Origin of the sequence: Arthrobacter sp. E44, assembly GCF_041877125.1 — a bacterium.
In the GTDB taxonomy this organism is placed as follows: Bacteria; Actinomycetota; Actinomycetes; order Actinomycetales; family Micrococcaceae; genus Arthrobacter.
On the sequence record NZ_JBHDJA010000001.1, the window covers coordinates 413819 to 426768 of the forward strand.

Genomic DNA, 12950 nt, shown 5'->3' on the forward strand with positions numbered 1-12950 from the left:
GCCGCGCGGAGCAGTGATACACGTGCCGGCCGCCGCTGCCGCCGGGCAAGCGGGCGGGCTGGAAACAACCTTCGTCTCGAAATATGAGACGAACGTCCACTAGTTGGGCACCGATCCGCCGCGTTTTCGCGAAAATGTGGCCGCCGCTGTCGTTTCCGCCACTGCCCGAGCCCTAGACTTTCCCGTATGAGTGAGAGCCGGTTCGCAACCGATACCAAGCCTGACATCAAGCCCCGCAGCCGCGTCGTAACTGACGGAATCCACGCAGCCCCCGCGCGGGGCATGTTCCGGGCCGTCGGCATGGGTGATGACGACTTCGCCAAGCCCCAGGTGGGTGTCGCGAGCTCGTGGAATGAGATCACCCCCTGCAACCTTTCCCTTAACCGGCTTGCCCAGGGCGCCAAGGAAGGCGTCCACGCAGGCGGTGGCTTTCCCATGCAGTTCGGCACGATTTCCGTGTCCGACGGCATCTCCATGGGCCACGAAGGCATGCACTTCTCCCTGGTCTCGCGCGAAGTCATCGCCGACTCCGTCGAGACCGTGATGCAGGCCGAGCGGATCGACGGTTCCGTCCTGCTGGCCGGCTGTGACAAGTCCCTGCCAGGCATGCTGATGGCTGCGGCCCGGCTAAACCTTGCCAGCGTCTTCCTCTACGCGGGGTCCATCATGCCCGGCTGGGTCAAGCTCGAGGACGGTTCCGAAAAGGAAGTCACCCTCATCGACGCATTCGAAGCCGTCGGCGCCTGCGCGGCGGGCAAGATGAGCATGGAGGACCTGACCCGCATTGAAAAGGCCATCTGCCCGGGCGAAGGCGCCTGCGGCGGCATGTACACGGCCAATACGATGGCGTGCATCGGCGAGGCCCTGGGCATGTCCCTCCCCGGCTCCGCAGCCCCTCCCTCGGCAGACCGCCGTCGTGATGAATTCGCCCGCAAGTCCGGCGAAGCGGTGGTTAACCTGCTGCGTCTGGGCATCACCGCCCGCGACATCATGACGCGGGAAGCCTTTGAGAACGCCATTGCCGTCACCATGGCCTTCGGCGGCTCCACCAATGCCGTCCTGCACCTGCTGGCCATCGCCCGCGAAGCCGAGGTGGAACTGACCCTCGACGACTTCAACCGCGTCGGGGACAGGATTCCGCACCTGGGCGACCTCAAGCCCTTCGGACGGTACGTCATGACCGACGTGGACCGCATCGGCGGCGTGCCGGTGATCATGAAGGCACTGCTCGACGCCGGCCTGCTGCACGGCGACTGCCTCACCGTCACGGGCAAGACGGTCGCGGAAAACCTCGCCGCCATCAACCCGCCGGACGTCGACGGCAAGATCCTGCGCGCCCTGGACAACCCCATCCACAAGACGGGCGGCATCACCATCCTGCACGGTTCCATGGCTCCCGAAGGCGCCGTGGTCAAGAGCGCCGGATTCGACGCTGATGTCTTCGAAGGAACAGCCCGGGTCTTCGAGCGCGAACAGGGCGCGCTGGACGCCCTCGACAACGGCCAGATCCACGCCGGTGATGTCGTGGTGATCCGTTATGAAGGTCCCAAGGGCGGCCCGGGCATGCGCGAAATGCTTGCGATTACCGGCGCCATCAAGGGTGCCGGCCTGGGCAAGGACGTCCTGCTCCTCACCGACGGTCGGTTCTCCGGCGGCACCACGGGCCTGTGCATCGGGCACGTTGCGCCGGAAGCGGTCGACGGCGGCCCTATCGCCTTCGTGAAGGACGGGGACAGGATCCGGGTGGACATCGCCGCACGCACCTTCGACCTGCTGGTGGACGAAGCGGAGCTCGAGGCCCGCAAGGTGGGCTGGGAGCCGCTGCCTGCCAGGTACACCAAGGGCGTGCTCGCAAAGTACGCCAAGCTGGTGCACAGCGCGAGCCAGGGCGCCTGGACCGGCTGATTTTAGGTCCTCAGGCCGCCCGTCGGGAACTTGCCCGCTTGAGGCGGCAGGGCTTAATAAGGGGTGACCCGAGGGGCCCCGGGCTAACGGCGCTCGCGCCGGAAGTTTGGGGTAGGGTCATTCCGTGGACAATGACGTCCACATGGTGAGATAGGGTTGTCTCTCGTTGACACCCATCTTGCCAAGAGGGAAAACTGAACGCATGACTTTCGTTACCGCCGGCACCGTCGTCGTCCTTAGCAAGCGCGTGGCACATTAGCCCCCTGGTAACGAACCGTCACGCGCAAACCCCTCAAACGCCGCCAGGCCGAGGGGTTTTTTTATTCCCACCGCTTTACCAGTTCCAAAACCAGAGAAGATCCACAAGGAAGAGTCCGATGAGCAAAGGATCGCCCATCAGCCCCTCGCTGATGGCCACCAAGTCCGCTGGAGCCGCCAAGGCTCCGGAACGCGCCGACCGGACGGCTGACCATGCCGCCGTCGTCGCCGACCTTGCTGCCGTCTCTCCTGTCCTTGGGCCGAACAACGTCGTACCCCCGACGGTGATGACCGGCTCGCAAGCAATCGTCCGCTCGCTCGAAGAACTCGGCGTCGACGACATTTTCGGTTTGCCTGGTGGCGCGATCCTGCCCACCTACGACCCCTTGATGGCCTCCACCATGAACCACGTGCTGGTCCGTCACGAACAGGGAGCCGGCCACGCCGCGCAAGGCTACGCCATGGTCACCGGGCGGGTGGGCGTCTGCATCGCCACCTCCGGACCCGGTGCCACCAACCTCGTCACCGCCATCATGGATGCCCATATGGACTCCGTTCCCCTGGTGGCCATCACCGGCCAGGTATCCAGCGGCGTCATCGGCACCGATGCCTTCCAGGAAGCAGACATCGTGGGCATCACGATGCCCATCACCAAGCACTCCTTCCTGGTGACCGACCCCAACGACATCCCGCACGTGATGGCCGAAGCCTTCCACCTGGCCTCCACGGGCCGTCCCGGCCCCGTTCTCGTGGACGTCGCAAAGGACGCCCAGGTGGGCCAGATGACCTTTTCCTGGCCGCCAAAGATCGACCTGCCCGGCTACCGCCCGGTGACCCGCGGCCACAACAAGCAGGTGCGGGAAGCTGCGAAGCTCATTGCCGCTTCGACCAAACCGGTCCTGTACGTGGGCGGCGGCGTGGTCAAAGCCCACGCCTCGGCCGAACTGTTCGCCCTCGCCGAAGCAACCGGCGCACCCGTGGTGACCACCCTGATGGCCAAGGGCGCGTTCCCGGATTCGCACCCGCAGCACGTGGGCATGCCCGGCATGCACGGCAGCGTTTCCGCCGTCACGGCCCTGCAGCAGTCCGACCTGCTGATCACCCTCGGTGCCCGCTTCGACGACCGCGTCACCGGCGTGCTGAAGACCTTTGCGCCGAATGCCAAGGTCATCCACGCTGACATCGACCCCGCCGAAATCTCCAAGAACCGCACCGCTGATGTGCCCATCGTGGGGTCCGTCAAGGAGATCATCCCGGAGCTGACCGAGGCCGTGCGCAGCCAATTCGAGGCATCGGGCACCCCGGACCTCACCACGTGGTGGGCGTTCCTCAACAACCTCAAGGAAACCTACCCGCTGGGCTGGACCGAGCCGGACGACGGCCTGATCGCCCCGCAGAAGGTCATCAAGCGGATCGGCGAGCTGACCGGTCCCGAGGGCGTGTACGTGGCGGGCGTTGGCCAGCACCAGATGTGGGCCGCGCAGTTCATCAAGTACGAGCGCCCGCACGCCTGGCTGAACTCCGGTGGCGCCGGAACCATGGGCTACGCCGTCCCGGCGGCCATGGGCGCCAAGGTGGGCGAGCCGGACCGTGTGGTCTGGGCCATCGATGGCGACGGCTGCTTCCAGATGACCAACCAGGAGCTGGCCACCTGCGCCATCAACAACATCCCCATCAAGGTTGCTGTTATCAACAACTCCTCCCTGGGCATGGTGCGGCAGTGGCAGACCCTGTTCTACGAGGGCCGCTACTCCAACACCGACCTCAACACCGGCCATGACACCGTCCGCATCCCGGACTTCGTCAAGCTGGGGGAGGCCTACGGCTGCGCTTCCTTCCGCGTTGAACGCGAAGAAGACATCGACGCCACCATCCAGAAGGCCCTCGAGATCAACGACCGTCCCGTGGTCATCGATTTCGTGGTGAGCCCCAACTCCATGGTGTGGCCGATGGTGCCCGCCGGCGTGAGCAACGACCAGATCCAGGTTGCCCGCAACATGACCCCGGAATGGGAAGAGGAAGACTGAGCATGACCCGCCATACACTTTCCGTCCTGGTTGAGGACAAGCCCGGCGTCCTGACCCGCGTGGCCAGCCTGTTCGCCCGCCGCGCCTTCAACATCAACTCCCTGGCCGTTGGCCCCACCGAAGTTCCGGGTGTTTCCCGCATGACCGTGGTGGTCGACGCCGACGGCGACCTCATCGAGCAGGTCACCAAGCAGCTCAACAAGTTGGTCAACGTCATCAAGATCGTTGAGCTCACCCCCGAATCTTCCGTACAGCGCGACCACATCCTGGTCAAGGTACGTGCGGATGCCGCAACACGCCTGCAGGTAACCCAGGCCGCAGACCTGTTCCGCGCCTCAGTGGTTGACGTATCCACCGACTCCGTCGTCATTGAGGCCACCGGCCATCCCGAAAAACTCACAGCCCTGCTTTCAGTGCTGGAGCCCTTCGGCATCCGCGAAATTGTGCAGTCCGGCACCCTGGCCGTTGGACGGGGATCCCGCTCCATGAGTGACCGGGCGCTCCGCTCCGCCTAGGCGTCAAGCCCGCGGCGGCACCCGCGCCCGTAACCGCAGCACCGCAAGACCACTATCTACACACCACTCAAGAGGAGTTACGCAAGTGACTGAAATGTTCTACGACGACGACGCCGATCTCTCGATCATCCAGGGCCGCAAGGTTGCCATTGTTGGCTACGGTTCCCAGGGCCACGCCCACGCGCTCAACCTGCGCGATTCCGGCGTCGAGGTCGTCATCGCCCTGAAGGAAGGCTCCAAGTCCATCGCCAAGGCAGAGGACGCCGGCTTCCAGGTCAAGAACGTTGCCGACGCCGCCGAATGGGCCGACGTCATCATGATCCTCGCGCCGGACCAGCACCAGCGCTCGATCTACAACGACTCCATCAAGGACAACCTGAAGCCGGGCAAGGCCCTCGCATTCGCCCACGGCTTCAACATCCGCTTCGGCTACATCCAGGCGCCGGAAGGCGTTGACGTCATCCTCGTCGCGCCGAAGGCTCCCGGCCACACCGTGCGCCGCGAATTCGAAGCCGGCCGCGGCATCCCGGACATCATCGCCGTCGAGCAGGACGCCACCGGTTCCGCCTGGGACCTGGCCAAGTCCTACGCCAAGGCCATCGGCGGCACCCGCGCCGGCGTCATCAAGACCACCTTCACCGAAGAGACCGAAACCGACCTCTTCGGCGAGCAGGCTGTCCTCTGCGGTGGCGTGTCCCAGCTGGTCCAGTACGGCTTCGAAACCCTGACCGAAGCCGGCTACCAGCCGCAGATCGCCTACTTCGAGGTCCTCCACGAGCTCAAGCTCATCGTCGACCTCATGTGGGAAGGCGGCATTGCCAAGCAGCGCTGGAGTGTTTCCGACACCGCCGAGTACGGCGACTACGTCTCCGGTCCGCGCGTCATCACCCCCGAGGTGAAGGAAAACATGAAGGCCGTCCTGGCCGACATCCAGTCCGGCGCTTTCGCCAAGCGCTTCATCGAGGACCAGGACAACGGCGGCGTGGAGTTCAAGGAACTGCGCGCCAAGGCAGAGCAGCACCCCATCGAGGCTGTGGGCCGCGAACTGCGCTCCCTGTTCTCCTGGCAGCAGCAGGACGTCGACTACGTGGAAGGTTCCGCTGCCCGCTAAAGCTGGCCGCCCAACCATATAGAACGCCACCGGTGAGGCCGGGCTCACACTTAACAATGTGAGCCCGGCCTTTCCGTCGGCCTAGACTTGTTTCCATCCCCAGGACTGCAACGCAGAGGATCAGCCGTGTCAAAACCCGTAGTACTGCTCGCCGAAGAACTTTCCCCCGCCACCGTCGAGGCCCTCGGCCCGGACTTTGAAATCCGCCAGACCGACGGCGCCGACCGTTCCCAGCTGCTCTCGGCGATCAGTGACGTAGACGCCATCCTGGTCCGCTCCGCCACCCAGGTGGACGCCGAAGCGATTGCCGCGGCCAAGAACCTCAAGGTCATCGCCCGCGCCGGCGTCGGCCTGGACAACGTGGACATCAAGGCCGCCACCCAGGCCGGCGTGATGGTGGTCAACGCCCCGACGTCCAACATCGTTTCCGCCGCGGAGCTCACTGTGGGCCACATCCTCAGCCTGGCCCGCCACATCCCGCAGGCCAGCGCCGCCCTCAAGGACGGCGAATGGAAGCGCTCCAAGTACACCGGCATTGAACTGTTCGAAAAGAAGATCGGCATCATCGGCCTTGGCCGCATCGGCGCCCTGGTGGCGGCCCGGCTCAAGGGCTTCGACACCAAGATCCTGGCCTACGACCCCTACATCACTTCGGCCCGCGCAGCGCAGCTGGGCGTTCAGCTGGTCACCCTGGACGAGCTGCTGGCCCAGTCCGACTTCATCACCATCCACATGCCCAAGACACCGGAGACGGTGGGCATGCTGGGCGCCGACGCCTTCAAGAAGATGAAGAAGACCGCCTATGTGGTGAACGTGGCCCGCGGCGGCCTGGTGGACGAGGAAGCACTCTTCACCGCACTGCAGGACGGCGAAATCGCCGGTGCCGGCGTTGACGTCTTTGCCAAGGAGCCCAGCACCGACCTGCCGTTCTTCAAGCTCGACAACGTCGTGGTCACCCCGCACCTGGGCGCCTCCACGGACGAAGCCCAGGAAAAGGCCGGCGTCTCCGTGGCCAAATCGGTCCGCCTGGCCCTCGCCGGCGAGCTGGTCCCGGACGCGGTCAACGTCGCCGGCGGCGTCATTGCCCCGGACGTCCGCCCGGGCATCCCCCTGATCGAGAAGCTGGGGCGCATCTTCACCGCGCTTACCCACGCATCCCTGACCCAGTTCGACGTGGAAGTGGCGGGAGAGATTTCCACCCTCGACGTCAAAGTCCTGGAGCTGGCGGCGCTGAAGGGCATTTTCGCCGACGTCGTGACCGAGCAGGTGTCCTACGTCAACGCTCCGGTCATCGCCGAGCAGCGCGGCATCAACGTCCGCCTGATCACCACCCCGGACACCGAGTCCTACCGCAACGTGCTGACCCTGCGCGGCGCCCTCAGCGACGGCAGCCAGATCTCCGTGTCCGGCACCCTGACCGGACCCAAGCAGATCGAGAAGCTGGTGGGCATCAACGGCTTCGAGGTCGAGATCCCCATCAGCGAGCACCTGGTGGTGGTTGCCTACACCGACCGTCCCGGCGTCATCGGAACCATCGGCCACATCCTGGGCATGAACAACATCAACATTGCCGGCATGCAGGTGGCGCGCTCCAACGAGGGCGGCCAGGTCCTGGCGCTGCTGACCATCGACAGCTCCGTGCCCCAGCAGGTGCTGGACGCCATCAAGGCCGGGATCGGCGCTGAAATGGTCCGGGAAGTGGATCTGGAAGACTAGCGCCGCAGGACCAGCGCGACACACCGGCCGAAACGCCGAAGCCGCTCCTCCTCCGCAAGGGCACGCCCAAACGGAGCCACATATGATTGGCCGGTCTGCTTACAATGGCTAGGTCCTGATTCAGGACCGTAGCCGGCAGACCGGCCAATACCTTTTGCACATCCGTCCGTCATTGTCCACGTCTGCCCGGGCGGATGGACGTGTGCGCACGCAATCCAGGTTTCAGGGAGTTCCATGAACGCCGTCCAGAGGTTCATCAGAAGCAGGGTGCTGCTGTTGACCGCGGCCATCTTGATCGCAGCCATGTGCTTGTCGGTCCTCGTCCAAAGCCAGTCACAGGCTGCGCTCCACCGGACGGTCGATGAAAACTCAAGGGGGCTCTACGACATCCTGGTCCAGGCCAAGGCTCCCTCCGGGGCACTCCTGCAGCCGGAGATCGCCAACGGCGCCGGCGGCATCGGCTTCGACCAGCTGGACTCCATCCGGAAGCTGTCCGGCACCTCTGTCGCCGCCCCGATCAGCCTGGTCTCGCGCGTCACCCAGAACCTTGAGACACCCCGGTTGGACGCCATGGACTACCTGGGCTACAACGCCGGCCTGGCCGGCACCGCCACGTCCGACCAGGCCGCCGGCGCCACCGCCCCGGACAAGTGGCCCGCAGCCGAATCCGTGCTGACGGACTCGGCAAAGAAGTACCGTCTCACGGCCAGCGCCGTCAGTTCCGACGGCAGCTCCGAACAGACGCTGTTCAAGACCACCGCCGAAGGAACGCTGGGCAAGGCCAAGCTCGTGGAGGAGAAGGCGGCCGGCGGCAGCAGCATCCGCATCGCCGCACCCGCGGGGGAGACCGGCATCAAGTTCCCCGCCCCGGCCGGCGGCTCGGAGCACAACCTCTTCAACCTCTCGGTGGCACTCCCGCTTGCCCCTGAGGTCACTGAATCCGTGGTGGCCGTTGACCCCGCCGCCGAACGGTCCCTGCTTGGCTCGGCCGGCGACTTCCTGGCTCCGCTGGAAAAGGCGCCGCCCGCCGACGCCCGCGGCGCCAGCGGCGTGGGCCGCTACCTGGAAGGCCTCTTCACCAGCGGCATCAGCATGGACCAGCTCAAGGAAGGCCCCGACTTCCTGGGCGTCAAGCTCAAGTACTGGGCGCCCCTGATGACCCAGTACCAGCAGGCAAAGCGCACCGGACAGCTGACCAGCGCCTCCCAGGCCGTCCCGCTGATCGTCCGTTCCGGTACTTCGCTGGACCTGAAGTACAACGTCAAGATCGAGGAAATTGACGACGCCGGCAAGGTGGTCAAGGACGTCGGGACCGTTTCGAAGTCCCTGGGCAAGGATTACCTGCCGTTCGTCTCCAAGGATCCGTTCACGCTGTCGTGGCCGGGTTCGACCGACCATTCCTCGCTGCTGGGCGCCAACGGCAACTTCAACCCGGGCCTCTACACGCCGGCCAAGTGGAGCACCAATTTCGCCGGCGCCCCGAAGTACACCGACGGCGGCACCGCCTCCAACGGGGCCGTGGACAAGACGGCCGTGCCGGGCGAATGGGTCACGGTCAACCGCCTGCCGGACAAGGCGTCCAACGGCGCACCTGTGGACCAGACCCAGCGCAACCCGGTGGACGAGCGGTCCTACCGTGACAACCTGCCCACCGGCCAGCAGCAGGCTGCGCAGCCGCTGCCCATGGTCTACGGCACATTCGACCCCGCTGCCGTAGAGGCGGCCTCGGGCGATGTCAACAAACTTCCGCTGGGCGGGTACGACCCCACCCCGTTCACCCTGGTCAAGGACGCTGCCGGGAAGGACGTTCCCGAAGCACAGCTGAAGCCTTCACTTAGCGCGACGGGACTCGCCAGCCAGTCCGCCGGTGCCATCACCGACTACTACGGACTCGCCGCAGCACGTGGCTACAAGCAGAACGCGGCCGTCATCGACGCCGTCCGCGTCCGGGCCAAGGCACCGGGCAGCTGGAAGGACGCCCAGCCCGAGGTGGAGAAGCTCGCCGCCGAGATCCGGGACATGGGCCTGGACGCCACCGTAGTGGCCGGTTCGGCCCGCGAGGACACCAGCATCTTCGTCCCCGGCTACTCCAAGGACGGAGCGGGCAAGGAATCGGCGCTGGGCACCGTCCAGCAGTCCTGGGTCCGGCAGAACGCGGCCGAGGCCGTCACCGGAGCATTGTCCGGGACCAACACCACCCTGCTCTTCCTGACACTGTGCGGGGCAGCCCTGCTGACCGGTGCATCGACCGTCAGCTACATCCGGAAGCGCCGCAGCGAAGCGGGCACTTTGCGGGCCATGGGCTGGACACAGCGGCGGATCCGCAGCTGGGTGCTTGAGGAATTCGGCGTGGGGGCCGTGCTGCTCGCCGCCGCCGGGCTCGTGCTCAGCCTGCTGAGCTGGAGCCTTGCCACCGCTTTGGTGTGTGCCGCCGTCCTGGTGCTTTACTGCGGCGCGGCCTTCTTTGCCGCCCAGCAGCTGCGCCACCGCGATGTGATCGACCAGGAGCCGCAGCATGACGAACGGCTCATCCAGGTCGATTCCCCGCTGACTTTCGCCAACCGGCAGCTGAGCACCAACAAGTTCAACACCCTGTCCCTGGCTGTCGCCGTCGGCGTCTTCGGTGCCGCAGTCGGCGGGCTGATCGCACTGCTGATCGACATTCCGCGGGCAGCCGGCGCCAGCGCCCTCAGCGGCCTGGCCGCAGCCAGCGTGACGCTGCCCAGCATCCTGCTGGCGCTTGCGGGCGTGGCCGTGGGCCTGGTGCTGACCCTGGTCACCGGCCGGTTCGAGCTCAACGCCAAGCGGCAGTACCTTGGCATCCTCCAGGCCATGGGCTGGAACCCCGATATGCTCCGCCAGGTCCGGCTGTTCGAAAACGCGCTGGTGGGAACCGTGGCCCTGCCGCTGGGCGTGCTGGGCGCCCTTGGCATTGGCCTGCTGCTGGCCCCCTATGCAGCCATCTGGGCTGCCGTGGCCGGGCTTGTGGCTGTAATTTGCTGGATACCGATTGCAACGAAAGTGGTCCAATGACAAACCCGACGAACGTCCAGCGCAGCCGCAGGAGCGGCGCCAATGAGGTCCCCCTGCAGACCCGGGCCAACACCATCGTCAAGTCGGCAGACCACGCCACCCCGCTGGAGATGCGCGACATCACCATCCGCTACGGCGGCGGCAAGGGCGGCGCCGAAGCGGTGAGCGTGGTGGAGGGCTTCGACCTGACCCTGCACGCGGGGGAGATGCACTGCGTCGCCGGCCGAAGCGGCTCCGGCAAGACCAGCATCCTGACCGTCGGCGCGGGACTCACCCTGCCGACGTCGGGCCGCGTCTTCTGGGAAGGCGATTCGCTCGAAAGCATGGGTGACGACGAAATCGCCGACCGCCGTCGCGCCCTCATTGGCTACGTCGACCAGGGCGGCGCCCTGATCGACGGAATGAGCGCGTTGGAGAACGTGCTCCTGCCCGCCGTCCCCGACGGCGAGGTGGACCAGCGGCGCGACATGGCCAAGGACCTGCTGGACCTGGTGGGCCTGGGCCGGCGCATGCGGCACCGTCCTGCCCAGCTGTCCGGCGGCGAACGGCAGCGCGTGGCCATCGCCCGCGCACTGATCCTGGGCACCAGGGTGCTGGTGGTGGACGAGCCCACCGCCTCGCTGGACCGTGCCTCCGCCAACCGCATCATCAGCATCCTGAAGGACACCACCTCGGACGGGATCGCCGTCCTGGTGGCCTCACACGACCACGAACTGGTCCGCCTGAGCGATACCCTGACAGAACTGATCTAGCCCACTCCACCGCACCGAAGGTAACCGTCCAACCGTGACTGCTCCAGAGAAAACGCCGTTCTACATCACCACGGCCATCACCTACCCCAACGGCGTGCCGCACATTGGACACGCTTACGAGTACATTGCCACCGACGCCATGGCGCGCTTCAAGCGGCTGGACGGCTATGACGTGATGTTCCTGACCGGCACCGACGAGCACGGCATGAAGATTGCCCAGACGGCGGAAAAGGAAGGCATCACGCCCAAGGAGTTGGTGGACCGGAACGCCGGAATTTACCAGGCGGCGCACTCCGCCCTGGGCATCAGCTACGACCGGTTCATCCGCACCACGGACGCCGACCACTACGCTGCGTCGCAGGCCATCTGGAAGAAGATGGAAGCCAACGGCGACATCTACCTCGACAAGTACGAGGGCTGGTATTCCGTCCGGGACGAGGCGTTCTACGCCGAGGACGAGACGGTGGTGAAGGACGACGGCGTGCGCTACTCGAAAGAGACGGACACCGAGGTGACTTGGACGGCGGAGGAGAGCTACTTCTTCCGGCTGTCCGCCTACCAGGACAAGCTGCTGGCCCTCTACGAGTCCCACCCCGAGTTCGGCGCCCCGCAGTACCGGTTCAACGAGGTGATCAGCTTCGTCAAGCGTGGCCTGGAGGACCTGTCCATCAGCCGCACCACCTTCGACTGGGGCGTCCCTGTCCCGGGCAACGACAAGCACGTGATGTACGTCTGGGTGGATGCGCTGACCAACTACCTCACCGGTGTGGGCTACCCGGACGTGGACTCGGAGAAGTTCCGGAAGTACTGGCCTGCCGACGTCCACATCATCGGCAAGGACATTTCACGGTTCCACGCCATCTACTGGCCCGCCTTCCTGATGAGCGCCGGGCTTGAACTGCCCAAGCGCGTCATGATCCACGGGTTCCTGCACAACAACGGGGTCAAGATGTCCAAGTCCCTGGGCAACGTAGTGGCCCCGGCGGACTTCGTTGCCCGCTACGGCCTGGACCAGGTGCGGTTCTTCTTCCTGCGCGAGGTCCCGTTCGGGGCGGACGGCAGCTACAACCACGAGGCCATCGTGGGCCGGATGAACTCCGACCTGGCCAACAACTTCGGCAACCTGGCCCAGCGTTCGCTGTCCATGGTGGCCAAGAACTGCGCCGCCTCCGTGCCCACGCCCGGTGCGTTCACCGCGGAGGACGACGCCATCCTGGCCCAGGCCAATGGGCTGCTGGAGGCGGCCCGCGCCGCCTTCGACAAGCAGGAATTCAGCCGCGCCCTCGAAGCCCTCTGGGGTGTGCTGCACCACACCAACGCCTACTTCGCCGAGCAGGCGCCCTGGGTGCTGCGGAAGACCGACGTCGAACGCATGAACACCGTGCTGTACGTGACGCTGGAGGTGCTGCGGATTGTGGCCATCCTGGCCCAGCCGGTGATGCCGAACGCCACGGCCAAGCTCCTGGACGCGCTCGGCCAGCCGGAAGGCGACGCGCGGCTGTTCAGAGCAATTGCCACCCCAATCGTGCCGGGAACTGGGCTGCCCGCTCCCACCCCCGTGTTCCCCAAGTTCGAGGAACCCGCGGAGTAGCAAAAGCAGGAGCGATGCGCTCGTGTCCAAAAGCTGAGACAG

Annotated in this window: 8 protein-coding genes; all 8 read left to right on the plus strand. The window is 65.7% G+C overall.

The window, feature by feature from the left end; translation table 11 throughout:
- Window positions 1–186 precede the first annotated feature (186 nt).
- A complete protein-coding gene (ilvD, locus tag ACETK3_RS01850; RefSeq protein WP_236798697.1) occupies window positions 187–1905 on the plus strand; it encodes a dihydroxy-acid dehydratase in 1719 nt (572 codons plus the stop codon).
- A 377-nt stretch (window positions 1906–2282) separates the two neighbouring features.
- Window positions 2283–4190: an acetolactate synthase large subunit gene (locus ACETK3_RS01855; protein WP_236798696.1), complete on the plus strand. Its 1908-nt coding sequence runs from the start codon at window positions 2283–2285 to the stop codon at window positions 4188–4190.
- A 2-nt stretch (window positions 4191–4192) separates the two neighbouring features.
- Window positions 4193–4705, plus strand: coding sequence for an acetolactate synthase small subunit (ilvN, locus tag ACETK3_RS01860; protein ID WP_141160110.1), 513 nt, complete (start codon window positions 4193–4195; stop codon window positions 4703–4705).
- Between the two features lie 85 nt (window positions 4706–4790).
- Window positions 4791–5816, plus strand: coding sequence for a ketol-acid reductoisomerase (gene ilvC, locus ACETK3_RS01865; protein ID WP_373992407.1), 1026 nt, complete (start codon window positions 4791–4793; stop codon window positions 5814–5816).
- 126 nt (window positions 5817–5942) lie between these two features.
- Complete coding sequence (gene serA, locus ACETK3_RS01870) at window positions 5943–7532, plus strand: phosphoglycerate dehydrogenase (RefSeq protein ID WP_236798694.1); 1590 nt, start codon at window positions 5943–5945, stop codon at window positions 7530–7532.
- A gap of 234 nt (window positions 7533–7766) precedes the next feature.
- Complete coding sequence (locus tag ACETK3_RS01875) at window positions 7767–10565, plus strand: FtsX-like permease family protein (protein WP_373992408.1); 2799 nt, start codon at window positions 7767–7769, stop codon at window positions 10563–10565.
- Window positions 10562–11317, plus strand: a complete 756-nt coding sequence (locus ACETK3_RS01880) for an ABC transporter ATP-binding protein (protein ID WP_373992409.1) — start codon at window positions 10562–10564, stop codon at window positions 11315–11317. The genes ACETK3_RS01875 and ACETK3_RS01880 overlap by 4 nt, the downstream gene beginning before the upstream one ends.
- 34 nt (window positions 11318–11351) lie before the next feature.
- A complete protein-coding gene (metG, locus tag ACETK3_RS01885) occupies window positions 11352–12908 on the plus strand; it encodes a methionine--tRNA ligase (RefSeq protein ID WP_236798692.1) in 1557 nt (518 codons plus the stop codon).
- Window positions 12909–12950: the final 42 nt, after the last annotated feature.